The following is a 23,749-nucleotide window of genomic DNA, read 5'->3' on the forward strand; positions in this document are numbered from 1 at the left end:
CCGATGCTCGACCGGATTCGATCCAGCTTCACCCGGAGCGCCATGGGCGTCGCTCTGGTCATCTGGACGTTCGGCTTCGCGCTCGTCGACATCATCTCCTTCGTCCTCGGCCGAACGTCGCTCTGGTCGATCTTCATCCTGTCGCTGCCGGCTCTGCTTCTCGGCATCGTCCAGACCCAGGCGCTCGACTCGCTGCGCCGCTCGCTGCTGGACCGCCCCGTCATCGCCCGGGTGGTCGCGATGATCGTCGCGATCGCGGCGGCGACAGGGCTCCAGACCCTGTTCGACGTCTATTGGACGCGCTGGGTGTCGCTGACCTTCATGCCGCAATGGCAGGAATGGGCACTTCCGATCACGCCGCAGCGCCTGTTCAGCGTCGGATCCATCTATCTGTGGACCTTTGGCCTCGCCTTGGCCTTGATGTGGGCGGCCCGCCTGGCAGGCGCGGTCGAGAAGAATGCGGCGCGTGCGGCGACCGCCGAGGCCGCCGCGGCGAAGGCGGTGGCGGCTGCGCTCAGGCTCCAGCTCAACCCCCATTTTCTGTTCAACACGCTGAACTCGATCTCCTGCCTCGTCACGCTGGACCGCAAGCAGGAGGCCGAGCACATGATCGACCGCCTGTCCGATTTCCTGCGCGCCTCCCTCAATTCGGATCCGATGGAGGACGTGCCGCTCGAGCAGGAGATCGAGATGATCGAAGCCTATCTCGACATCGAGTGTGCGCGTTTCGGAGAGCGGCTGACGATCGACATCGTCCTGGGCCCCGACCTTCGGGCGGCGCACGTGCCCAATTTCATCCTGCAGCCACTCGTCGAGAATGCGATCAAGCATGGGGTTTCCGCGCTCAAGGGCGAGGCCAGCGTCACCATCGCGGCGAAGCGCGAAGGCGATGAACTCGTCCTTACCGTCGAGAACAGCTCGCCCGACGCGGCCGATCCGGTCGCTGAGAGCTCGCGGCCGCGCACCAGCACCGGAATCGGTCTCGCCAACAGCCGGCAACGGCTCGAGAATCGCTACGGTCCGCGCGGCAGTTTGGAGACGGCGTCCCTTCCCGGCGGGTACCGGGCGGTGATCCGGGTTCCCTTCCAGTAGCGTTCGGACCGCGGAACGGCCGGCAACAGCGCTCATTCCCGGCGATACACTTGCACCACGCGCGTCGCCCGTTCGGCGATCGCTTCGCGCAGCGCCGCCGGCGTCACCACCTCGACGGCGTCGGCGAAGCCGAGCAGGAGGCCGGCGGCATTGTCGATGCTTTCGATCCACACCTCCGCCTCCCGCCATCCGTCCGCGTCGGCAGCTGCTTCGGCGAGGGGCGCCGCCATGTCGGCGGGAAGTCGGTCGAGCCGCGACAACGCCCGCTCCGAGAGCCTGATCCGAGCCCGTTCGCGCCGAAGACTCGCCTCGAACCGTGCCACCTCGTCCGCCCAGAATTTCGCCAGGTCGAACTCGGCCGGCCGCTCGACGTCTTCAGGGAGAAGCTCGGCGTCGCGGACATTGGACAGCCGATAGATTCGCACCTTCCTGCCGGCGCGGGCGGCGAGATACCAGCTGCCGGCCTTGAGGACGAGGCCGAGCGGCTCGACGCGCTGCTCGCTCTCGCCCCTCCAGCTTTCATAGACGATGCGCAGCCGCTTCGCCTGCCACACAGAAGCCGCCGCAGTGGCGAGGTGGGGCGCGGCCACCGTTCGACGATACCAGTCGACTGGATCGAGATGGAAGCGGTCCGCCACCCGCCGGGCCTCCTCGCGGGCGCCCTGAGGCAGCGCCGCCAGCAGCTTGAGCCGCGCCGCTCCGGCCGCCCGGGCCAGGCCGAGGTCCGCGGCGGCCATCGGCAGTCCCGCGAGCAGCACGGCGTCGCTTTCCTCGCTGGTGAGACCGGTCAGGTCGGTCCGGTAGCCTTCGAGCAGGCGGAAGCCGCCCTCGGGGCCGCGATCGGCATAGACCGGGACGCCGGAGGCGCTCAGTTCGTCCATGTCGCGGTAGATGGTCCGCTTCGACACTTCGAGCTGCTCGGCCAGGGCCGACGCGGTGACGCGCCCACGCACCTGGAGGGCATTGAGGATGGTGAGGAGCCGACTGGCGCGCATCGCCGAACCATAGACCGATAATGTTGACGTCAGTTGTCATCTTTGGCGGCGTAAGACGCTGCCGACAACCTCGACAGGAGCCGCCATCATGCTTTCTCCACCCGCCGTATCGGGCCGCCACGACTTCGCCTTCCAGAACGGGGAGTGGCGGGTCCGGCACCGCAAGCTCAGGGAGCGGCTCGCCGGCAGCGACGACTGGTTGGAATTCGGCGGCACCTGCCGCGCCTGGGAGGTCATGGGCGGACTGGGCCATATCGAGGACAATATGCTGGACGACCCGTCCGGCGCCTACCGCGCGGCGGCGTTCCGCCTGGCGGACTCGAACACGGGTCAGTGGTCGATCTGGTGGGCAGACGAGCGCTATCCCGGCATCGACGTCCCGGTCCGCGGCCGCTTCGAAGATGGTGTCGGCACCTTCTTTGCCGACGACACTTTCGAAGGGCGACCGGTCAGGCTGCGCTTCATCTGGTCGGAGATCGAAGAAGATAAGGCGCGATGGGAGCAGGCGCTCTCCGACGATGACGGGCGAAGCTGGGAGGTGAACTGGATCATGCGCTTCGAGAGGGTCCGGTGATGCTCGGGCGGCGTGGGTTCCTGCTCGGCGCGGCCGCCGCCTCGCTGGGGCCGGCGATGAATAGGGTGGCGGCGCAGGCGCCGGCACTCTCCCCGGACCGGCGGGCGATCGGCGTGATCGAGCTGCGCCAATATACGCTCTTCGGAGGGCGGCGCGACGCGCTCGTCGCGCTGTTCGAAAGCGCCTTTATCGAGCCCCAGGAAGCCGTCGGGGCCGCCATCCTCGGCATCTTCCACGACCTGGACGATCCGGACCGGCTGGTCTGGCTGCGCGGCTTTGCCGACATGGCGGCGCGCCGTCGGGCGCTCGATACCTTCTATTCCGGCCCGGTCTGGCGCGAGCACCGGCAGGCCGCCAACGCGACCATGGTGGATTCGGACAATGTCCTTCTTCTGCGCCCGTCCCGGCCCGCAGCCTTCGCCTCGGCCGGAAGGGAAAGAGAGGGGATGTACGCCCTGCGCCTCTACGACCTCGGCCATTCTTCCGGCGAGGAATTCGCCGCCTGGTTCGCGGCATCGCGGCGGCCGCAGCTGGAGGCGCTCGGCGCCGACATCGTCGCGACCTTCGTCAGCGAATCCGCGCCGAACGATTTTCCCGCCTTGCCGGTCCGCTCCGACCGGGTCTTCGCCTGGCTCGGCCGGTGGTCCGATGCCGAAGCCGAAGCCGCTTTCGAAGCCCGCATGACGTCAATCTCCGGCTGGCGGGACCGGTTGCCCGCAACGCTTCTGCCGGCGCTCGCCCGAAAGCCGGAACGGATCCGCCTGCAGCCGACCAGCCGGTCGGCCTTGCGATAGCGGTTATTGGCCGGGAACCGCTGCCAGCGCCGCCTCGGCAGCGGCGATGCCGGTCACCCGTGCGCCGTGCGCCGTCGAATAGTCCGCGCGCGAGCAGGCTTCGCCGGCAAAGAAGATCCGTCCTTCGACCGGTGCGGCCAGGCGCTCGCGCGCCTCCGCCCGGCCCGGCAAGGCATGGCTGTATGATCCGCGGGAGAAGGCCGCGCTCCCCCAGGCCGTGGCGGCGAGCGGGCGCAGCCGCCGTGCGAAGGCATTGCCGAACAGCCCGGCCAGCTCCTCGGCAGCGAAGGCCGCCGCGGCGGCTTCGCCCTCGGTCTCGAGCGTGCGGGCCTGCTCGCCACCGAAAAAGGCTTCGATCAGCGGCCGCCCGAACGGCCGCAGATAATAGCTGCCTGTGGCCTGGCTGCGGGGATTGCCGATCACTTGCGAGTCCGGCGCGAGATCCTCGGCATCGTCGAGCGCGAGGAACAGCTTGTCCGCCAGCCCGAGCGGCAACGACTCGGCCGCTTCGAGCTTGTCGTGGAGCGGCGGATCGAAGCGCAGACCACCATCGCAGAGCAGTGGGGTCGGCACGGTCACGATGATCGCTTGTGCCGACAAGGCGCCCTTGGGCGTCTCCAGGCGCAGGCGCGCGCCGTGCCGGTCGATCCGTTCGACCGGCGCGCCGAAAGCGACGGGCAATCCGCAACCCGTGGCCGCGATCAGCGCGCCGTAGCCGCCCGGCAGCCGCCAGTTGGCGCCGCTGTCGGCATCATCGTAAGCGAGCATGTCTTGGATCGAGATGCGGTCGAGCTCCGCCCCGCTCACATAGGTGCTGCGCGCATTCAGATAGGCGTTCCAGGCGCCATGCGGTTCGAGCGCATCGCTGGCGCGGTCGCTCGGCGGAGGACTCTCGCGCAACCGGCGATCGAAGGCCTCCCAGGCCTCGGCCGCCGCCCGCTGCTCCTCTCGCGAAAAGCCGAGGTCCCGATACTGCCGCCCCCACGCCGGAGGCGATCGATCCACCGTCAGCCCGGCGGCCTCGGCCGTCCTGGTCCAGGGATTGCGATCGGCGGAATGGAGCCAGCCGCAGCCCAGGTCCAGCGGCATCCCTGCGACCTCGACGGTGTGGGCCCGGCCGCCGATCCGGTCGCTCGCCTCGACGATCAGGAAGCTGCGGCCACGGCCGGCCAGCCGCCGCCCTGCGGCGATCCCGGCCGCGCCGGCGCCGATGACCACGATCTCAGGATTTGAGTGCCAATGCGCCAACAATCCGCTCCTTCAGCTTGCGAGAGACTGAGCGAACGAGGTCGCGACTGCGTTTCATCCCTTCCATTCCGGGGCGCACGACCGGGAGGGGAGCGCCTGGCGGCGTCTCAGAATAGGGCTGGGCGGGACAGCGTGGCGATGATCAGCAGCGTGGTCACGAACGCCGCCGCCGCCCATGTGGCCACCGACCTGTCGCGCCTCGTTTTCATCGCTGATGCCCCTTTCCCGGACGCTGAGCCGCCTCCTCGGGCGGGCCGCTATCGCGCAATGAGGGCGGGTTTGTGGCGGAAACGCGGGGAATAGCCGAACCGCCGTCGATTTCACTCACACGCACGATAGTGAGTGTTGACAAGGCACCTCGCTCGGCTAAGACTGCAGAAAAAGAAGGGCGCCAACGATGCGCTCGCAAAGGGAGGATCGTCGCATGAAGGCCAAGCTTCTTGCATCCGTCTCGGCCGTTGCCGCCGTCTGTTTGCCGGCCGCAGCCTCGGCTCAAGCCAGCTCGAGCGAGGCCGAGACCGTTCAGTCCGGGGAGGCGGCCGAGGAGACCTCCCGCTCCGCGGCGCGGGCCGGCGCCGGCGACGACCAGGCCATCATCGTCACGGCCACCCGCCGCGCGGAACGCCTCCAGGACGTGCCGCTCAGCGTCACCGCCTTCAGCCAGGAGGAACTCACCGAGCTCGGCATCGTCGGCTATGAGGGCATCGCCCAGAATACGCCGGGCGTGGTGATCAACCGGCCGACCCAGAACTTCAACAATTTCACGGCCCGCGGCATCAATACCAACGGCTATAGCGCCGGCCTCCAGAGCGCGGTGGCGATCTATGTCGACGAGCTGCCGATTTCCGCCAACGGCAACTCGACCATCCTCGACCCGAACCTGTACGATGTCGAGCGTGTCGAGTTCCTGCGCGGCCCGCAGGGGACCCTGTTCGGTTCGAGCTCGCTCGCCGGCGCCATGCGCATCATCACCCGCAGCCCCGACCTCAACGAGTTCCAGGCGTCCGCCCTTGTCGATATCGGCCTGACCGGCTCGGATGCCCTGCGCCAGCGCTACAATGCGATGGTCAACATTCCGGTGGTCGACGACAACATCGCCTTTCGCGCGACCGGCTACTACCGGAACGAGGACGGCTGGGTCGACAATATCGGCACCGGCATCGACGATTCGAACAGCCTGGAGGCCTATGGCGGCCGCGCCATGCTGCTGATGCGGGCCAGCGACCGGCTCTCGGTCCGGCTTCTCGCCTCCTACGAAAAGAGCGAGCCGGCGGATTCGGCGCTCACCAATCCCAATCTCGGCACCTTCGTGCGGCGGTCGGACCGGCCGGACCTGTTCCAGGGCGAGCTCGCCAACTACAATGTGACGGTCAACTGGGACCTCGACTTCGCCGAGCTCATCAGCTCCACGACCCTCTCCACCTTCGATCAGACCTTCATCGTCGACTTGGCCGGGACGTTTGCGCAGCTCATCCCCTTCGCTCTCGACGCGCTGGCCTATGACGATCTCTTTGTCGAGGAGGCGCGCCTCGTCTCCCAGCCCGGCGGACGCTTCGACTGGACGGTCGGCTTCTTCTATTTCGACAAGCGGCGATCGGTCGACTTCAACTACCGCTCGTCGCCCGAATTCCTCGCCGCGCGGGGCCTGACCGGATTGCCGGACGAATATTATCAGCGGTTCAACAGCTATACCGACATCAGCGAGATGGCCGGCTTCGGCGAGGCTACCTTCCGCTTCACCGACGATCTGTGGGTGACGGGCGGCCTGCGCTACGGCAACACTACGGTCCAGTCCTTCACGCGGGCCGGGGGCTATAACAGCAATTATCTGGGCGTCGCGCTCGGCGGCTTCTCGAACATCCCGCTGACGGTCACGCCGGTCCCGGCGGCGACGGGCCTGCGCGTCGAGGACGACCGCATCTCCTGGAAGGCGAGCCTGTCCTGGCGCCCCGTGCCCAGCGTCACCACCTATGCGACCGTGGCGACCGGCTTTCGCCCGCCGGTGGTCAACGCCCGCGCCGGCCTGGTCAGCACCCTCGATCCGACCGACATCGTCATTCCGGACGGCGCCGATTCCGACCAGCTGACCAATTACGAAGTGGGCGTGAAAGGGCGCTGGCTCGGCGGCGCGCTCACCGCCAACGTCGCCGCCTATTTCATCACCTGGCGCGACATCCAGGTGCAGGCGAACCGCCTGTCGGATCAGATCCAGTTCGCCACCAATATCGGCGGCGCGGAAAGCTACGGCGTCGAGTTCGAGGTGGCGGCGCGGCCGTTCGCCGGCCTCAGCGTCTCGCTCAATGGATCCTGGAACGAGGCGATGGTCACCGATCTCACCGCGTCGGAGGCGGCGATCTCGGGGGCAGTCATCGGGACGCGGCTCGCCTCGCCGCATTTCCAGGGTTCGGGGACCGTGCGTTACGACTTCGCGGTCGCTTCGGGCACCAACGCCTATGGCGCCGTGAACGTCTCCCACGCCGGTTCCTTCCCGAACCAGTTCCCGAACGTGCCGGGACGGCCCGGGGTGGTCAGTCCGACCTACGACTTCACCGACGCCTGGACGAACGTGAACCTCTATGCCGGGGTCAATCTCGGCCGGTTGAACCTCACGGCCTATGTCGAGAACCTGTTCGACGACAAGTCGGTCACCTACGTCCACCCCGAAGCCTTCCTCGATGCCCGCTACGCCCGGCTGCGTCCGCGCACCGTGGGCATCCGCGCGGGCTATGAATTCTAGCCGGCATCCGCTTCGGGCGGTCGACGGCGTTGGCAGCGGAGTATCGGTCCGATGATGTCGTTCGTCCGTGGGTTGGCGCTGGTGCTGGCGGCATGCGTCGCCGTTCCGGCCGGCGCGACCGAGCCGCCCGTCGTCGAAGCGCCGGCCGGTGCGGTACGCGGCACGATGGAAGACGGGCTGCGGGTCTTCCTGGGCCTGCCCTTCGCCCAACCTCCTGTGGGCGACAGGCGGTGGCAGCCCCCGGCCGAGCTGCCACGGTGGGAAGGGGTACGCGACGGCACCCGCTTCGGCGCTTCCTGCATCCAGCCCGTTCGGCGCGCGCCCAGTATCTATGCGGACGATGTCGGTCCGACGAGCGAGGACTGCCTGACCCTCAATGTCTGGGCTCCGGAGCGCGCCGAAGGGGCGCCGGTCTTCGTCTGGATCTATGGCGGCGCCCTCACGTCGGGGGCGAGCCGTCTTTCCATGTATGACGGCGCCGCTCTCGCTCGCCAGGGCCTGGTGGTCGTCTCGATCAATTATCGGGTCGGCGTGCTCGGTTATCTCGCCCATCCGGAGCTGAGCGCCGAGTCCGACGAACGGATCTCCGGCAATTACGGACTGCTCGACCAGATCGCCGCCTTGCGCTGGATCAATCGCAATATCGCGGCGTTCGGCGGCGACCCCGCGCAAGTGACGATCGCCGGGGAATCCGCCGGCGCGCTCAGCGTCATGTACCTGATGGCCTCACCGGACGCCCGCGGCCTTTTCCAGCGCGCGATCGCGCAGAGCGCCTACATGCTGTCCACGCCGGAGCTGCGCGAGGCGCGGTTCGGCGCACCTTCCGCCGAGGCGGTCGGAACTTGGCTCCAGGGGCAGCTCGAGGCGGGCAGCCTCGCCGACCTGCGCGCGACGGATGCGCAGACGCTGACCGAGGCCGCCGTCCGTGCCGGCTACATCCCCTGGGGGACGATCGACGGCCGGGTCCTGCCGCGTCAGCTCGTGGACATTTTCGACCGCGGCGAGCAGGCGCCGGTCCCCATCCTCGCCGGCTTCAACGAAGGCGAGATCCGCTCGCTTCGGGTCCTGCTTCCGCCGCCGCCTGCGGATGCCGAAGCCTATGAGTCGGCGATCCGCGCCGGCTATGGCGACCTCGCCGACCGGTTCCTCGGTCTCTACCCGTCCGACCGGATCGAGGAGAGCATGCTCGCGACGACCCGCGACGCCATGTACGGCTGGACCGCCGAGCGGCTCGCGGCGCGGCAGACCGCGATCGGACAGCCCGGCTTTCTCTATCTGTTCGACCATGGCTACCCGGCTGCCGACGAGGCCGGGCTCCATGCCTTTCACGCCAGCGAGCTGCCCTATGTCTTCGGCACGATCCGACGGACGGCGCCCGACTGGCCTCAGATTCCGCCGACGGAGACGGAAGAGCGCCTTTCCCGCGCCATGACCGGATATTGGGCGTCGTTCGCGCGGACCGGCCGGCCGAGCGCGGCGGGCCAGCCGGATTGGCGGCCTTATGACGACGGCCAGGCCTATCTCCATATCGCGGAAACCCCGGAGGCGCGGACCGACCCGCTGCCCGGCCACTACGAGCTGCACGAAGAGGTCGTCTGCCGCCGTCGCGCCGGAAATGTCGGCTGGACCTGGAATGTCGGCGTGATTGCGCCGCCCTTGCCGCCGCGGGCGCCGGGGTGCCGATGACGCTCGGCAGCATGCAGCATTTCGCACTTACGGTAGACAAGTTCCTCCTTCACGCCGCCAAATGGCATCCGCGCGGCGAGGTCGTCACCGGTAGGGGAGACGACGGTGCCGATCGGGTCACCTATCCGGACCTGCTGGCGCGCGCGCGCCGCGTCTCCGCCGCCCTCGCCCGCCTGAGCGTGGTCCAGGGCGACCGGGTGGCGACCCTCGCCTGGAACACGCAGGCGCATCTCGAGGCCTGGTACGCGATCATGGGAATGGGCGCGGTGTGTCACACTCTCAATCCGCGCCTCCTCGCCGCGCAGAGCGCCGAGATGCTGGCGCGGTCGCAGGCCCGAATCCTGTTCGTCAGCCAAGACCTCATGCCACTGGCGCGCGAAATCCTCGCGCAGGCGCCGTCCGTCGCCCATGTCGTCGTCATCGATGGATCGGCGGAAGCGATGGCGCCGATCGCGGAGCGAGTTGCCGTCATCACGATGGAAGACGCCGTCGCCGCCGATCTCGAGGAGATCGAATGGGGCGGCTTCGAGGAAAAGGCGCCTTGCGGCCTGTGCTTCACCTCCGGCACGACCGGTGCGCCCAAGGGCGTCACCTACACGCATCGGGGCAATTATCTGCACACGCTGCGGCAATTGCAGGCGGACGTCGCCGGTATCACCGCGCGGGATTCCGTCCTTACAGTCGTCCCCATGTTCCATGCCAATGCCTGGGGCCTCCCCTTCGCGGTGCCGGCCGCGGGCGGCAAGCTCGTCCTGCCCGGCCGCCAGGCCGATGGCGCCAGCCTCGCCGGGCTGATTGCGAGCGAGGGGGTGACGATCGGGGTCGGCGTTCCCACCGTCTGGCTGGGCCTTATGGATCATGTCGAGCGTACCGGCCTGGAGCTGCCGTCGCTGCGCCGGATCATGGTCGGCGGCTCGCCGATGCCGCCGACCCTCATGCAGCGGCTGGAGGATCGCGGCATCGCCGTGCAGACCACCTGGGGCATGACCGAGCTTTCGCCCCTGGGCACCGCCTCGCCGCCGGGCGCGCCCGATCGCAAGGCGTCGCAGTCCGGGCGCCCCGCCATCGGCGTCGATCTGATGCTCGCGGACGGCCAGGGGAGGCCGCTGCCCGAGCAGCGCGAGGTCGAGGGCCGGCTGCACGTGCGCGGGCCGACGGTGGTCGAGCGCTATTTCGGCGAGCGCGAGCCGGCGACGCGCGACGGCTGGTTCGACACGGGCGATCTCGCCCGGATCGACGCCGACGGCAATCTCACCATCACCGGCCGCGCCAAGGACCTGATCAAGTCGGGCGGCGAATGGATCAATCCGAGCGAGATCGAGGCGATCGTCGGCGCGCTGCCGCAAGTCTCGCTGGCCGCGGTGGTCGGCCGGGCGGATCCGAAATGGGGAGAAAGGCCGATCCTGCTCGTCGAGCTACGCAACGGGGCCGATATCAGCGACGAAATGCTGCTCGACCCGTTGCGGGGCCGGGTCGCGCCCTGGTGGATCCCGGAAGCGGTGATCCGGCTTCCCGATATGCCGTTGGCATCGACCGGCAAGATCGACAAGATGCGGCTGAGGTCGGAGTTTGGCGGAGGCTGAGCGAAGCGGCCGCGTCGCCGGTCCGACCCCCCCATCGGGAATCGCAGGGTTTGAGAGTGCCAACAGCCAGCACCAGCCGCCGGGTCCGCGCGACCAAGGCGGAGCGCCGGGCCGAGACGACCGAGCAGATTCTCGACGCCGCCGAATATCTTTTCTCCAAGCACGGCCTGCACGGGGTTACCCTGAAGGACGTCGCCAAGCGGGTGGGCGTCCACCACACGCTCCTCAATTACTATTTCGAGGACAAGCAGAAGCTGTTCGATTCGGTCTTCGGCCGGCGCGCCGGCGTGACCATCGAGCGGCGGATGCGGGCGCTCGACGACTATGACGCGGCCACGGGCGGGAAGCCGGACGTCGAGGGCGCGCTGCACGCCTTCCTCGACACCGATCTCGACCTCTACATCGAGGGCGGCGAGGGCTGGAAGAATTACGGCGCCTTCGGCGCCCTCGCCTCCAACGGCCCCGAGGGCGCCGTGCTCATGGACAAATATTTCGATCCGGTCGTGCTCCGGCTGATCGGGCTGCTCAGGAAGGCGCTTCCGGAGGCGTCGGAGGAGGACATCTTCTGGGGCTATCATTTCGTCACCGGCGCCCTGATGCTGACCCTCGCCCGCACCGGCCGCATCGACAGGCTGTCGGGGGGATTGTGCAAGTCGGACGATTACGCCGCCGTCAAGAAGCGCATGGCCCGGTTCATGGCCGCCGGCTTCCGGACCATCTGCCAGCCGCTGAGGTCGTGCCGAGCCTCGCCACGAGCCTGATGCGATCGTCGCCGCGACCGACGCCGCCGGAGCGGAGCCGGAGATCCGGGCGCCACGCGATCCGTCTCGGGATGCTCGCAGGCTGGCTGCTTCTCGCCGCGAACGGCGCGCCAGCTTGCGCCGCCGAGCGACCGATCGTCGCGGTGGCGCAGGGGCGACTGGCCGGCACGATCGAGCATGACCTGCACGTCTTCAGGGGCATTCCCTATGCCTTGCCTCCCGTCGGCGATCGCCGGTGGCAGCCGCCGGCCCCGCCGGCCGACTGGCGAGGACTGCGCGACGCCGCCGCCTTCGGTCCGAGTTGCGTCCAGCCGCCGGTGCCGGCCGACAGCCTCTATTTCGATCCGCCGGCCGCGATGAGCGAGGACTGCCTGACGCTCAACGTGTGGACGACGGAGCAGGCGGTATCGGCGCCGGTCATCGTCTGGATCCACGGCGGCTCGCTTCGCATCGGCGGCAGTGCCGAGCCCCTGTTCGACGGCGCCAATTTCGCTCGGCGCGGGATCGTCTTCGTCTCGATCAACTATCGCCTCGGTGTGCTCGGCTGGCTCGCTCATCGGGATCTGAGCGCCGAATCATCGGCCGGCGTCTCGGGCAATTACGGGCTGCTCGACCAGATCGCGGCGCTGCGCTGGGTGCGCGACAATATCGCGGCCTTCGGCGGCGATCCGGGCCGCGTGACGATCATGGGCGAATCCGCCGGCGCGCTCAGCGTCGCCTATCTCCTGGCCAGCCCGCTGGCGCGCGGGCTCTTCCAACGGGCGATCGCGCAAAGCCCCAATATCCGGTCCTTTCCGCAGCTGAAGACGCGGGCGTTCGGCCTCCCGCCGGCCGAAGCGAGCGGGGAGGCGCTGGCGGCTGCCGTGGGCTCCTCCGGCATCGAGGCGCTGCGGACCATGGATGCACGCGTCTTGACCGAAGCCGCGGGCGCGGCGCGCTTCGTCGCGCAGGGGACGATCGACGGGTGGGCGCTGACCGAGCAGATCGTCGAGACGTTGGACGCCCGTCGGCAGGCGCTCGTGCCGCTGCTCGCCGGGTTCAACAGCGGTGAGCTTCGCTCCCAACGCGGCTTTCTGCCCCCGGCGCCGGCGGACCCGGCCACCTACGAAGCGAAGATCGTCCGCCGCTACGGCCCTCTCGCGCCGGACTTTCTCCGGCTCTACCCGGCGAGCGATATCGGCGAGAGCATGCTCGCGACCCTCCGCGACTCCATCTATGGCTGGGCGGCGGAGCGCCTCGTCGCGGGGCAGGCGGCGGCCGGGCAGGGCGCCTATCTCTATCTCTTCGATTATTGCGATCCCGCTGCCCGCGCGCGAGGCCTGTGCGCCTTCCATGCCGCGGAGCTGCCTTTCGTCTTCGGGCATGTCGGCCGCGAAGTCGCGCTTCCGCCCAACTGGCCGCGGCCGGCCGGCGCGGCGGAAGAATCTCTTTCGGAGACCATGCTGGAATACTGGATCGCATTCGCGACGGGCGGCACGCCGAACGGCGCCGGCCGGCCGCATTGGCCGCCTTATTCGGGCCGCGGCGCCTACATGCGTTTCGCCGAGCGGCCGACGGCCGAAGCGGACCTCCTTCCCGGAATGTTCGAGCTTCAGGAGGCCTGGGTCGCGGCCAGGCGCCGAGCCGGCGAGCCGTGGTTCGCCAATGTCGGCGTGGCCGCGCCGCTACCGCGCAATTCGTCGGAACCGACGTCCCGCTAGCCGATCGGCCGCCGGCGGGGCATAGTCGCGCCCGGCGCGCGCAGCCGCGTCGTGTTCAGCTCGCTTGAGGACGTATCTCCGGAATGAATCTTCGCCACATCGAGATCTTCCACGCCGTCTATGTCAACGGCTCGGTGAGCGGCGCCGCCCGCGCACTCAACGTGTCGCAGCCGTCGGTATCGAAGATGCTTCGCCATGCGGAGAGCCTGCTCGGATTCCAGCTGTTCAGGCGCACCAATGGAGGGCTGGTGCCGACCGAGGATGCGCACACCCTGTTCGCCGAAGTCCGAGAGATCCAGGATCGGGTGCATGCGCTTCGCGAGGCGGGGCGCAATCTCCGCCGCGGCAGCGGCGGCACGCTGCGCATTTCGGCGCTGCCGTCATTGGCGCTCGATGCCATCCCCACCGCCGTCGCGAATTTCCTGCGCACGCATGAGAATGTTAAGTTCGACCTCCAGACCGTCCATCACGACGATCTGCTTCGCAAGCTGCACGAGCGCGAGACCGACATCGCCATCGCCTACGAGGTGCCCCCGGCGGCGCCGATCGTGCAGCGCTGGATAGGCGAGGGCGAGCTCGTGGTCCTCTATCGGGAGCAGGACATGCCGGACGCGCCGCCCTGCATCGAACTGCACCGGCTGCAGGGGCAGCGCTTCATCAGCCTCGCCGCGAGCGGCCCGACCGGCCGTCTCTTCACCGAGGAGCTGCAGCGCCTCGACCTCGAACTGGACGAGGTGGTTTCCGCCCGCACCTTCTATATTGCCGGCGCGCTCGTCCGGCAGGGCGTCGGCATGACCGTTGTCGACAGCTTCACCGCCCAGGCCTGCCTTGCGCCGGGGCTCGCCATGCGGCCGCTCAAGCCGCGGGTCACCTTCGATATCCACGCCATGTTCCTGATCAACCGTCCGCTCGGTGCGCTGGCCACCGAGTTCCTGAAGACGCTGAAGCAGGTGCTCGACGCTCCATAGCGTCGGGCTATAGCGCGCCGCCGCATGGATATGTGCGCGGCGAGCGGGCCGCGGTCTAGCTTGATCCCAAGATGATCCCGGCGCCATTCCTCCTTTATCTTGGCCACAGTGCCGATCCGCTCGCCATCAAGACCTCGCGGGGCATGGCGATGTTTCGCCGCGAGGATTGCGTCGGCGAATTTCGGCACGACGATTGCCCGCTGACTCTCGGCCTGCCGCGGCTGAACATGAAGGAAGCGGCGGCGGCCGGGGCCCGGACGCTGATCCTCGGCATAGCCGGCGCCGGCGGCAAGCTCGGCCCGGACCTGATCGAGGACTCGGCGACCGCGCTGGAAGCCGGCCTCCATGTCGCCTCCGGGCTTCACCAGCGACTCCGTGACGATCCGCGCCTCGCCGCACTCGCGCAGCAGCGCGGCCTCGAGCTGTTCGATGTCCGCGATCCTCCGGCCGACCTGGCGGTGGGGAAAGGCGAGCGACGGCCGGGCAACCGCTTGCTCACGGTCGGGACCGATTGCTCGGTCGGCAAGATGGTGACGACGATCGCCCTCACCGAGGGGTTGCGCCAGCGCGGCATCCGCGCCGACTTCCGGGCGACCGGGCAGACGGGCATTCTGATCGCCGGCGAGGGCGTGGCGGTGGACGCGGTCGTCGCGGACTTCATTTCAGGCGCCATCGAGCAGCTCGCGCCGGCGCGTTCGGATGACGGCTGGGATCTCATCGAAGGCCAGGGTTCCCTCTTCCATCCCTCCTTCGCGGGGGTGTCCCTCGGCCTTCTGCATGGTGCGCAGCCCGACGCGCTGGTCCTTTGCGACGAGCCTGGGCGTCCGCACATGCGGGGCATTCCGGGCCGCGCGCTCCCCGATCTCGCCGAATGTCTCGAGGCCAATTTGGCGGCGGCCCGGCTCACTAGTCCGGACGTGGAGGCGGTCGGCATCTGCGTCAACGCCTCGCGCCTGGACGCCTTGGCCGCTCGCCGGCTGTGCGATTCGATCGAGGATCGGCTCGGGCTTCCCTGCACCGATCCCGTCGCCCTCGGCGTCGACGCGATACTCGACAAGCTATGCCCCGAATCCTCCACGCGCAGCACGATCGCTTTCCGCTGATCCGTCCGTTCCGCATCGCCCGCGGCACCAAGACCGCGGCCGATGTGGTCACCGTGACCATCGGCGAGGGCGATCTGGTCGGGCGAGGGGAGGGCGTCCCTTATCCCCGCTACGGCGAGACGATCGAGGGCGCGCTGGCCGCCATCGAGGAGGTTCGGCCGCTGATCGAGAGCGGCGCCGGTCGGCCCGCGCTCATCGAGGCGCTGCCGCCGGGGGCCGCCCGCAACGCCCTCGATTGCGCCTTGTGGGACCTCGAGGCGCGGCTCGACGGCTGCGACGTCGCCTGGATGACCGGCGGGGCGCCATTGCGAACGCTGGCAAGCGCCATGACGGTCGTGATCGATACGCCGGACGCCATGGCTCGCGATGCGGCCGCTTTGATCGGCGCGCCGGTGCTGAAGATCAAGGTCGATGCCGAAGATCCGGCCGCCCGCATCCGCGCGGTGCGGTCGGCCGCGCCTCGTGCGGATCTGATCGTCGATCCCAATGAGAGCTGGGATCGTGCTCTGGTCGAGGCAATGCAGGCGGTGCTGGTCGAGGCGCGGGTCTCCTTGCTCGAGCAGCCGGTGCCCGCAGGCGAGGATTCTTGGCTTGAAGGTTTCAGCTCGGCCATCCCGATCTGCGCCGACGAGTCCGTTCATGTCGCCGCCGACCTCCCGGTCGTGGCGCGTCGCTACCAGGCGGTCAACGTCAAGCTCGACAAGACCGGCGGCCTCACCGAGGCGCTGGAGCTCGCCCAACAGGCCCGGGCCTGCGGCCTCGGCCTGATGACCGGCTGCATGGTGAGCTCCTCTTTGTCGATCGCTCCGGCGCTGCACGTCGCGATGCTGTCGGACTTCGTCGACCTTGACGGGCCGATATGGCTTCGGGATGATCGTCCGGGCGGGGTCAAGACGGAGGGCGGCTTCATTCACCCGCCCGCTGCCAGCTTCTGGGGAACGGCGCAGACATGAAGCAGATGGCGCTGCTCCTGGCCACGGCGATGCTCGGCGCGGCCGCGCCGCCGGAACAGGCCGACCTGATCATCCGCGGCGGCACCGTCTATACCGGTTCCGATGCGCCGTTCGTCGGCGACGTCGCCGTCTCCGGCGATCGCATCCTGGCCGTGGGCCCGCGGCTCGACCTGCCGGCCGGGCGGGAGATCGATGCCGGCGGGATGATCGTGGCGCCCGGCTTCATCGATCCCCATGCCCATATCGGCGACCAGCTCGGCGCCGAGGACGAGCGGACCCGGCTGATCCCGGCCTTCCTGATGCAGGGGGTGACGACCGCCTTCATCGGCAATGACGGCGGCGGCGATCCGGAAGTCGGCGCGGTGCTCGGCAGCGCCGCGACCCGGCCGGTCGGGATCAACTATGCCGCCTTCATCGGGTTCGGCGAGGTCCGCCGCGCGGTGGTCGGCGACGCCGACCGTGCGCCCACGCCGGAAGAGATGGCGCGGATGCGGCAGATGGTCGCGTCGGCGATGTGCCAGGGCGCGCTCGGCCTCTCCACCGGGCTCTTCTATGCGCCGCAGAGCTTCGCCGAGACGGACGAGGTGGTCGCGCTGGCGAGGGAAGCCGGCGCGCGGGGCGGCGTCTACGACAGCCACATCCGCGACGAATCCTCCTACTCGATCGGCCTTGCTGCGGCGGTCGACGAGGCGATCTCGGTCGGCCGCGAGGCGGGGCTGCCGGTCAACATCTCCCACATCAAGGCGCTCGGCGTGGACGTGCACGGCCAGGCGCCGGCGATCATCGAGCGGATCGAGGCGGCGCGCAGGGCCGGGCAGCAAGTCACGGCCGATCAATATCCCTGGTCGGCATCCGGCACCAGCCTGGCGGCGGCGCTGGTGCCGCGCTGGGCGCATGACGGCGGACGGGAAGCCCTGCTGAGGCGGTTCGGCGATCCCGCCCTCGCCGAGCGCCTACGCGCTGACATGGCGGAGAATCTGCGGCGGCGCGGCGGCGCGGAATCGCTGTTGATCACCGAAGGCGAGCATCGCGGCCACCGGCTCTCCGAGGTCGCCCGGGCACTCGGCGCGGATCCCGTCGCCGCGGCGGTCGCCGTGATCCGGGTCCACGATCCTTCCGTCGCGTCGTTCAACCAGACGGAGGAGGATATCGGGGCTTTCATGCGTCGGCCTTGGGTGATGACCAGCTCCGACGCTTCCGGCGGGCATCCGCGCGCTTATGGCAGCTTCGCCCGCAAATATGGCGAATATGTCCGCCGGCAAAGCGTGCTGGGCTTGCGCGACTTCATCGAGCGCAGCACCGCCCTTGCCGCCGATACCTTCGGCGTGACCGATCGCGGACGGTTGCGGCCGGGCGCCTATGCCGATCTCGTGGTCTTCGACCCGGAAGCCTATTCCGCCCGCTCCACCTATGAGGAGCCGACCCTGCTTGCGTCGGGCGTGCGCACAGTGCTCGTCAACGGCGTGACCGCGGTCGACGCCGGCGCGCTGACCGGGGCGGCCGCGGGTCGCGGCCTGCCGCACGCGACGCCGGCCGGAAGCTGCCCATGACGCTGCTTCGCGGCTGGTTCGCCATCCCGCTGTGGAAGCGGGTGCTGGCGGCACTGGCGCTCGGCCTGCTGCTCGGGACGTTGTGGCCACAGGCGGCGCCCGCCGTCCAGTTCCTCGGCGACCTGTTCGTCCGCGCCATCCGGATGCTCGTCGTTCCGATCGTTCTGGTGACGATCGCCGCCGGAATCACGACGCTCGGCGATACCCGCCGGATCGGCGGGATCGGAGGACGAACGATCGCCCTCTTCGCCTTCACCACCGCGGTGGCGGTGTCGGTGGGCATGGCGGTGGCGAGCCTGATCCGACCCGGCGAAGGCGCACCGCTCGGCACCGCCGCGCCCCACGCTTTGGGCACGCCGCCGACGCCCTACGAGCAACTGATCGGGATCGTGCCGGTCAACATCTTCGAGGCGCTCGCCCGCGGCGACATGCTGGCGATCATCTTCGTCGCCCTGCTGCTCGGGATCGGCACCCTCGTTGCGGGCGAGGCGGGTAAGCCCTTCGCCGCCTTGCTCCAGTCGGCGACGGCGGTCCTGCTCAAGATCGTCGGAATCGTCATGGAGGCGACGCCGTTCGGCGTGTTCGCGCTCATCGCCAATGCGGTCGCCGCGAACGGTGCGGCGGTGTTCGTCAATGTCGGCTGGCTCGCTCTGGCGGTGGTGCTCGGGTCGGCGATCCAGATCCTGCTGGTCCACAGCCTGATGCTGCGGCTGCTCGCGCGCGTCCCCATCCGGCATTTCTTCCGAGGAATCATCGACGCGTTGGCGGTCGCCTTTTCCACCGCCTCCAGCTCCGCGACTTTGCCGGTGGCGATGCGGGTGGCGGAGAAGAATCTGGGGATAGGCCGCGCGATCTACTCGACCGTGCTGCCGATCGGGGCGAGCATCGGCAAGGACGGCACCGCCATGTATGTCGGGCTGCTCAGCCTGTTCAGCCTGCAGGCGCTTGGCGTCCCGCTGACGCCCACCGCCTACGGCCTCGTGCTGCTGACCGGCTCGCTCGCCGCCTTCGGAACGGCGCCGGTCCCGTCCGCTTCGCTCTTCATGCTGGCGGCGGTGCTTTCCTCGGTGGGCGTGCCGCCGGAACAGACCGCCCTGGTGGTCGGTTTCGTGCTGCCGTTCGATCGCCTGCTCGACATGACCCGCACCGTTCCGAGCGCGAGCGCGAACCTCACCGTTACGACGACGGTCGCGCGTTGGGAGGGTGAGATTGACGACGACGTGCTGCGTTCCGCGGACGATGACTGACCGGGTCGATCAGGAGGCCTGGGATCGGGACGGCTATGCGATCGTCCGCGGCTTCTTCTCGCCTGAGGAAGTCGCCGACATCGGCGTCGAGATCGACGGGCTTCAAGCCGAAGGCGTGGCCCACGGCCGCAGCTTCCGCCACGGCAATCTCTTCTACAAGATCGCCCAAGGTGCCGGCGGCCCGGTCGTTCAGATGGTTCAGTGGCCGTCCTACCACCGGCCGTTGCTCGACCGCGTACGGCTCGATCCGCGCTTTGCTCAGCTGCTCGCGCCGCTGATCGGCGGCGACGTCAAGCAGATCATCAACCAGGTCCATTGGAAAGCGCCCGGGGCGGCCGGCGACTTCGCCTGGCACCAGGACTCACGCTTCCGCCGGCCAGCCGAGTGCTACCGCAACCTCGCCACCTCCTATGTGCAGACAGGCCTCGCCATCGACCCGCACGGCTCGGCCTCCGGCGGCATGCGCTTCGTGCCGCGCAGCCATGTCCTTGGCGATCTCGATCTCGACACCGACACCGAAGTGCTCGGCACGGCGATGCGGGATGCCGCGCTCGATCGAGTCGGCCTGTCCGGCGCCGACATCGTCCAGCTCGAGCTCGAGCCCGGCGACCTCGCTTTGTGGAACCCGTTTCTCGTCCATGGCTCCGGCCCCAATCGCTCGGATCATCAGCGCCGCTTCTATATCAACGGCTATGTGCGCGCCGAGGATTGCGACCGGGGCGAATGGGCCTTTCGCGACGGGAATCCGGTGCCGCTGGGCGACGAGCCCGCCCTCGTCCATTACGAGGCGCTGCGGGAACGGCCGGAGCCGCATCATCCCTGACGCGCCAGTCTCTGGCTTCAGGGTGCCCGGTAGAAACGGACATTGGCCAGCTCGAGCGTCGCCTGTCCGCCCGGCTCTCCTTCCAGGCGGAAGACGAGCGAGCGCAGCCGCGCCAGGTCGAGGGTTTTCTCCGGATCGGGGCTGCGAAGCGCGCTGAACGGGATGATTATCTCGCGCCTGGCTTCGCCGACGTCGAAGCCGGTCCGGAACGATTGCCGCGCCCCGACGCCGTAGCTCTCGACCAGGAGGGCGTAGCGGCCGGTGCCGCGGGCGTCGAAGGCGATGCCGGTGAATCCGCGCGCATCGGCAACATGGATCGCCCCCGGCGTGAGCGGGAGGACGAGATTGGCATAAGGCTGCGGCGCCGCCCCCATCCGGGCGTAGAGGAACAGTCGTCCCCCGGGATCGCGGACGTGATGGAGATGGCTGTGATCGATGCCGGATTCGTTCGTCTCGACCGGCAGCGTCCCGAGGTCCGTGCGGCCGTCCGATCTCGCGCCGGTATCGATCGGTCCCGCCATTCGATGGCTCGGCAGCGGCGAGAGCCCGTCCGTCTCGAGAAGCGCCTGCAGTCGCGGCAGATCGGCCTCGCGACCGCCGACGAAGACCCGGCGGACGTCGTACAGATCCTCGATCCGCTCGTCCGGACGACCGCCGACGAGGACGAGATCGGCGCGATGTCCAGGCGCGATCCGTCCATGCGACTCGCCCTTCCGGAGGATGGCGGCGCTGACGCTGGTCGCCGCCGCCAGCGCCGCGGCAGCGCTGAAGCCATGCTCGGTCAGCAGGCGGATCTCGCGGATCGCCGAGGAGCCCTGATAGACGCCGCCGATGCCGGCATCGGTGCCGATGCCGACGCGGACGCCGCCCGCCTTCAGCCGACGCAGATTCTCGCGCAAGATTTCCCAGCGGCGCGCTTCATAGGCGGGGATCGCCTCCCGCGCCGCCGCCATCCGCGCTTCCTCCCGCGCCCGCTCGCCGGATCGCAGGCGGCGCCATTCCGCCGGTGCGAAGTCGCGGTCCTGCTGCGGCTCGTAGACGACCATCGTCGGCACGTAGGCGGTGCCGTTCGTCCTCATCAGGGCGATCAGCGCGTCGTCGACGATCGCGTCGCCGATGCCGTGGCCGAGCGCGTCCACGCCCGCGGCGGCCGCGACCCGGGCCCCTTCCAGCGTGACCGTGTGGGTGATGACCGGGATTCCGGCCTCGTGCGCCCGCTCGACGATGGCTCTCAGCGTCGGCAGGTTCATGCTGTCGAGATCGGGCGAGCGGCCGTAGCGCCAGCCGTCGGTGAACACCTTGATGACGTCGGGCCGGTAGGCGAGGGCGCGATCCATGGCGATCTGCGCCGCGCGCGGTGTCGTCGCCTGCAGGGTGAAGGCGTCGCCCCAGCCATATTCGGTGCCATGGCCCTGCGGCACGCCCAGGCGGATGGCGAGCATCAGGTTCGGCGCCGCGACCGCGCCGGAAGCGGTCATCTCCCGGACCGGCGCGAGCATCTCGCCGGAAACCGAGAAGTCGTTGGCACGGGTGACGCCATGGACGAGGTGCCCTGCATAGGCCTTGCCGAGATCTTCCGGCGTGTCGAAGCCCGGTGCCCGAAGGTGCGTATGCAGGTCGTGCAGGCCCGGGATCAGCGTCATGCCGCGCCCGTTCACGACCCGCGCGCCGCGAGGCGCGCGAAGCCCTGGGCCCACCGCGACGATGCGCTCGCCACGGATCAGCACGTCGGCCGGCGCGGCCGGCGCACCGGTGCCGTCGAAGATGCGGGCGCCGCGGATCAGCACGCCCCCGTCCGGCGCCGCGCCGATGCAGGCCAAAGCGAGCAGCGCGCAGGCGAGCTTCAGCCAGGTCATTGCAGGGGCTCCCGGCGCATCAGTGTCTGATCGAGAAAGGCCTCGGTCGCCCGCAGGCTGCGAAGCCAGCTTTCGTGCCGGAAGAAGCTGTGCCGCTCGTTCGGGAGTACGAGCTCTCGATACGGGATGGCGCGGGCGGTGAGCTCGCGTGCCAGAAGCAGCGACTGCGAGAAATCGACGTTGCGATCGTCGTCGCCGTGAATCAGCAGCACTGGCGAGCGCCAGCGATCGATCGCCCCGAGCGGGGACGATTCCCACTGGAGCTGCCGCGCCCGCTGCTGCGCCTCGGGCGAGAGCGAGTTCGGCACGGCGCGCAGCAGGCTGTGGACGCCGTGCAGGTCGATTCCGGCCGCGAACAGATCGCTGTCCCGGGCCAAGGCCAGCGCCGTCAGATATCCGCCCCAGCTTCCGCCCCACGCGCCGATCCGGTCGGGATCGACATCGGCTCGCGCCGCCAGCCATTGGCCGGCGGCGAGGACGTCGCGATATTCCGAAGCTCCGTCGCGCCCGGTCCCGGCGGCCTCTCGAAAGGCATGTCCGTAGCCGGTGCCGCCGCGATAGTTCACCGCCAGCACGTGATAGCCGAGCGCGGCCAGATGCTGGTTCATGACATAGGTTCGGGAATAATAACCGGACGGATGGAAGCCGAGCAGCATCTGCCGGCGCGGGCCGCCATGAATGAAGACCAAAGCGGGGCGGCGTCCGCCGCCGCGCGCGCGGAAGAGCTGGCCATGGACTTCGACCCCGTCGGCGGCGCGGAAACGGACGGCCTCCGGCGCGGCGAAGCCTGTAGCGGCGGGCACCGGGCCGAGCGGGACGACGCCGTCGGCTCGCAGCAGCACGGGGTGCGCCGGGCTGGAGGTACCGGTTTCGATCGCTGCCGTCTCGCCGGCGGCGAGGGTGGGAAGGAAGTGCATGTCGTCGCCGTCGCCCAGCCGGGCCGGCGCGCCGCCTCGCAGCGGCCGGCTCCAGACGGCGCGGCGATCGATATGGTCGGCATTGGCGGAATAGAGGAGAAGGCTCCGTCCCTGGTCGAGCAGGAAGGTCTCCACTTCGAACGCGCCGCGGGTGAGCGGACGCGGTTCGCCGCCTTGCTCCGCATCGATGGCGTAGACGTGGAGCCAGCCCGTCCGCTCCCAGGGAAACAGGATCAGACCGTCGCGGCTCCAGAACAGGTTGCGGCTGCGCGTTCCCGAATAGCGCGCGCCGGCGCCCGCCGGCGCCGACCAGAGGATGCGGCCGGCGCCGGTCGCGAGATCGACGACGCGCAGCGACCAGTAGGGTCCGCTGTCCGGCGCCGCGGCGGGTGGCGGCGCCACCGAGCGGATGAAGGCGACCCGGGTTCCGTCGGGCGACAGGACGGGCTCGATCGAGCGCCCCAGGCCGGGGTCGAGATAGCGCAGGCTTCCTCCATCGGCATCGAGCAGAGCGACGAAGCCATGCTCGCCACGATCTTCGGCGAAGAGGAGCCGGCTGCCGTCGGGGGTCCAGGCCAGGCGTTCGACGTTGCCGCGAACCCGGGCGATGCGCCTCGCCTCGCTTCCCGGCGACCACAGCCAGATCTCGCCCCGGCGGGTGAAGGCGAGACGCCGGCCGTCCGGGGAGAAGATGGGGCTATGGCCCTTGCCGACGACCTCGGCCGGGCCGCCCTCGACGGGGATCACGAATAGCTGCTGCTCCGGCGCGATCGTGGCGGCGGCGGTGTTGGCTGGACTTTCCGCGTCCGGGAATTCCTCGTCGCCGCCACGGACGAAGGCGAGCAGGGTGCCGTCATGACTGAAGGCAAGGTCGTAGAGCGCCTCGCCGTCATCCTCCTCGAACGCGGTGAGCCGCCGTGCCGCCTGGCCGCGCGACGCCGTCCAGATGTTGCGCACCCCGGCCCTATTCTCGACCCAGGCGAAAAGCGGCGCGTCTCGCGCTCCGGCGAGATTGCTCGCGATCGGGAGGGCGAGCGCCTCGGCGAGCCGGTCGCCGGCGGCGAAAGCGGGCTGGGCGAGAGCAAGGCCAAAGACGACGAGCCAGAGTCGAAGCGTGGTGCGAAATGCCATGGCTATGGGTTGAAGCGGCCGGCCCGAGGCG

General features: G+C 69.3%; 18 protein-coding genes. 14 read left to right on the forward strand and 4 right to left on the reverse strand.

Going from position 1 to position 23,749, the window contains the following annotated elements; translation table 11 throughout:
* Positions 1–3: 3 nt before the first annotated feature.
* Positions 4–1,092: a sensor histidine kinase gene (locus DDE10_RS08675; protein WP_114952378.1), complete on the forward strand. Its 1,089-nt coding sequence runs from the start codon at positions 4–6 to the stop codon at positions 1,090–1,092.
* Positions 1,093–1,124: 32 nt separating this feature from the next.
* On the opposite strand, the gene DDE10_RS08680 is transcribed toward DDE10_RS08675, so the two are convergent.
* On the reverse strand, positions 1,125–2,087 hold the full coding sequence (locus DDE10_RS08680; protein WP_114952379.1) for a helix-turn-helix transcriptional regulator: 963 nt from the start codon (positions 2,085–2,087) through the stop codon (positions 1,125–1,127).
* 88 nt (positions 2,088–2,175) lie between these two features.
* Between DDE10_RS08680 and DDE10_RS08685 the strand changes: the two genes are divergently transcribed.
* Together DDE10_RS08685 and DDE10_RS08690 are read left to right on the forward strand one after the other, a co-directional pair.
* A complete protein-coding gene (locus tag DDE10_RS08685; protein WP_114952380.1) occupies positions 2,176–2,661 on the forward strand; it encodes a DUF1579 domain-containing protein in 486 nt (161 codons plus the stop codon).
* Complete coding sequence (locus DDE10_RS08690; RefSeq protein ID WP_284734531.1) at positions 2,661–3,455, forward strand: NIPSNAP family protein; 795 nt, start codon at positions 2,661–2,663, stop codon at positions 3,453–3,455. Before DDE10_RS08685 ends, DDE10_RS08690 begins: the two co-directional genes overlap by 1 nt.
* 3 nt (positions 3,456–3,458) lie before the next feature.
* Here the strand turns inward: DDE10_RS08690 and DDE10_RS08695 are convergent, their stop codons facing one another.
* Positions 3,459–4,703: a flavin monoamine oxidase family protein gene (locus DDE10_RS08695; protein ID WP_114952381.1), complete on the reverse strand. Its 1,245-nt coding sequence runs from the start codon at positions 4,701–4,703 to the stop codon at positions 3,459–3,461.
* 424 nt (positions 4,704–5,127) lie between these two features.
* Between DDE10_RS08695 and DDE10_RS08700 the strand changes: the two genes are divergently transcribed.
* The 11 genes from DDE10_RS08700 (at position 5,128) to DDE10_RS08750 (ending at position 19,814) form a co-directional block, all read left to right on the forward strand.
* Positions 5,128–7,440 carry a TonB-dependent receptor gene (locus tag DDE10_RS08700; protein WP_114952382.1) on the forward strand — a complete coding sequence of 771 codons (2,313 nt, stop codon included), beginning with the start codon at positions 5,128–5,130 and terminating at the stop codon, positions 7,438–7,440.
* A gap of 51 nt (positions 7,441–7,491) precedes the next feature.
* Positions 7,492–9,126 carry a carboxylesterase/lipase family protein gene (locus DDE10_RS08705; protein ID WP_349356535.1) on the forward strand — a complete coding sequence of 545 codons (1,635 nt, stop codon included), beginning with the start codon at positions 7,492–7,494 and terminating at the stop codon, positions 9,124–9,126.
* A complete protein-coding gene (locus DDE10_RS08710; RefSeq protein ID WP_114952383.1) occupies positions 9,123–10,709 on the forward strand; it encodes an AMP-binding protein in 1,587 nt (528 codons plus the stop codon). Before DDE10_RS08705 ends, DDE10_RS08710 begins: the two co-directional genes overlap by 4 nt.
* Before the next feature lie 56 nt (positions 10,710–10,765).
* Positions 10,766–11,470 carry a TetR/AcrR family transcriptional regulator gene (locus tag DDE10_RS08715; protein WP_114952384.1) on the forward strand — a complete coding sequence of 235 codons (705 nt, stop codon included), beginning with the start codon at positions 10,766–10,768 and terminating at the stop codon, positions 11,468–11,470.
* The gene (locus tag DDE10_RS08720) at positions 11,446–13,170 is read left to right on the forward strand and encodes a carboxylesterase/lipase family protein (protein ID WP_284734532.1); all 1,725 of its coding nucleotides are present in this window, start codon (positions 11,446–11,448) and stop codon (positions 13,168–13,170) included. Before DDE10_RS08715 ends, DDE10_RS08720 begins: the two co-directional genes overlap by 25 nt.
* 83 nt (positions 13,171–13,253) lie before the next feature.
* Positions 13,254–14,138, forward strand: a complete 885-nt coding sequence (locus tag DDE10_RS08725) for a LysR family transcriptional regulator (RefSeq protein WP_114952386.1) — start codon at positions 13,254–13,256, stop codon at positions 14,136–14,138.
* Between the two features lie 71 nt (positions 14,139–14,209).
* Entirely contained in the window at positions 14,210–15,241 is a 1,032-nt protein-coding gene (gene dgcN, locus DDE10_RS08730) for an N-acetyltransferase DgcN (RefSeq protein WP_114952387.1), read from the forward strand.
* Entirely contained in the window at positions 15,199–16,194 is a 996-nt protein-coding gene (dgcA, locus tag DDE10_RS08735; RefSeq protein ID WP_114952388.1) for an N-acetyl-D-Glu racemase DgcA, read from the forward strand. Before dgcN ends, dgcA begins: the two co-directional genes overlap by 43 nt.
* A complete protein-coding gene (locus DDE10_RS08740; protein ID WP_349356536.1) occupies positions 16,191–17,744 on the forward strand; it encodes an N-acyl-D-amino-acid deacylase family protein in 1,554 nt (517 codons plus the stop codon). Before dgcA ends, DDE10_RS08740 begins: the two co-directional genes overlap by 4 nt.
* Entirely contained in the window at positions 17,741–18,991 is a 1,251-nt protein-coding gene (locus DDE10_RS08745; RefSeq protein ID WP_114952389.1) for a dicarboxylate/amino acid:cation symporter, read from the forward strand. Before DDE10_RS08740 ends, DDE10_RS08745 begins: the two co-directional genes overlap by 4 nt.
* Positions 18,984–19,814, forward strand: a complete 831-nt coding sequence (locus tag DDE10_RS08750; RefSeq protein ID WP_114952390.1) for a phytanoyl-CoA dioxygenase family protein — start codon at positions 18,984–18,986, stop codon at positions 19,812–19,814. The genes DDE10_RS08745 and DDE10_RS08750 overlap by 8 nt, the downstream gene beginning before the upstream one ends.
* Positions 19,815–19,831: 17 nt before the next feature.
* On the opposite strand, the gene DDE10_RS08755 is transcribed toward DDE10_RS08750, so the two are convergent.
* Both DDE10_RS08755 and DDE10_RS08760 read right to left on the reverse strand, forming a co-directional pair.
* Complete coding sequence (locus tag DDE10_RS08755; protein WP_114952391.1) at positions 19,832–21,670, reverse strand: amidohydrolase family protein; 1,839 nt, start codon at positions 21,668–21,670, stop codon at positions 19,832–19,834.
* The gene (locus DDE10_RS08760) at positions 21,667–23,718 is read right to left on the reverse strand and encodes a S9 family peptidase (protein WP_114952392.1); all 2,052 of its coding nucleotides are present in this window, start codon (positions 23,716–23,718) and stop codon (positions 21,667–21,669) included. The genes DDE10_RS08755 and DDE10_RS08760 overlap by 4 nt, the downstream gene beginning before the upstream one ends.
* Positions 23,719–23,749 lie beyond the last annotated feature (31 nt).

This window comes from Sphingosinicella terrae (assembly GCF_003347635.1).
GTDB classification, from domain to species: domain Bacteria; phylum Pseudomonadota; class Alphaproteobacteria; order Sphingomonadales; family Sphingomonadaceae; genus Allosphingosinicella; species Allosphingosinicella terrae.

Excerpts from the sequence above, each read along its gene's own strand:
- DDE10_RS08705 (WP_349356535.1), top strand. The coding sequence starts at position 7,492 with ATGATGTCGTTCGTCCGTGGGTTGGCGCTGGTGCTGGCGGCATGCGTC.
- dgcA (WP_114952388.1), top strand. The coding sequence starts at position 15,199 with ATGCCCCGAATCCTCCACGCGCAGCACGATCGCTTTCCGCTGATCCGT.
- DDE10_RS08685 (WP_114952380.1), top strand. The coding sequence starts at position 2,176 with ATGCTTTCTCCACCCGCCGTATCGGGCCGCCACGACTTCGCCTTCCAG.
- DDE10_RS08750 (WP_114952390.1), top strand. The coding sequence starts at position 18,984 with ATGACTGACCGGGTCGATCAGGAGGCCTGGGATCGGGACGGCTATGCG.
- DDE10_RS08675 (WP_114952378.1), top strand. The coding sequence starts at position 4 with ATGCTCGACCGGATTCGATCCAGCTTCACCCGGAGCGCCATGGGCGTC.
- DDE10_RS08700 (WP_114952382.1), top strand. The coding sequence starts at position 5,128 with ATGAAGGCCAAGCTTCTTGCATCCGTCTCGGCCGTTGCCGCCGTCTGT.
- DDE10_RS08745 (WP_114952389.1), top strand. The coding sequence starts at position 17,741 with ATGACGCTGCTTCGCGGCTGGTTCGCCATCCCGCTGTGGAAGCGGGTG.
- DDE10_RS08680 (WP_114952379.1), bottom strand. The coding sequence starts at position 2,087 with ATGCGCGCCAGTCGGCTCCTCACCATCCTCAATGCCCTCCAGGTGCGT.
- DDE10_RS08740 (WP_349356536.1), top strand. The coding sequence starts at position 16,191 with ATGAAGCAGATGGCGCTGCTCCTGGCCACGGCGATGCTCGGCGCGGCC.
- DDE10_RS08760 (WP_114952392.1), bottom strand. The coding sequence starts at position 23,718 with ATGGCATTTCGCACCACGCTTCGACTCTGGCTCGTCGTCTTTGGCCTT.
- DDE10_RS08755 (WP_114952391.1), bottom strand. The coding sequence starts at position 21,670 with ATGACCTGGCTGAAGCTCGCCTGCGCGCTGCTCGCTTTGGCCTGCATC.
- DDE10_RS08710 (WP_114952383.1), top strand. The coding sequence starts at position 9,123 with ATGACGCTCGGCAGCATGCAGCATTTCGCACTTACGGTAGACAAGTTC.
- dgcN (WP_114952387.1), top strand. The coding sequence starts at position 14,210 with ATGATCCCGGCGCCATTCCTCCTTTATCTTGGCCACAGTGCCGATCCG.
- DDE10_RS08690 (WP_284734531.1), top strand. The coding sequence starts at position 2,661 with ATGCTCGGGCGGCGTGGGTTCCTGCTCGGCGCGGCCGCCGCCTCGCTG.
- DDE10_RS08725 (WP_114952386.1), top strand. The coding sequence starts at position 13,254 with ATGAATCTTCGCCACATCGAGATCTTCCACGCCGTCTATGTCAACGGC.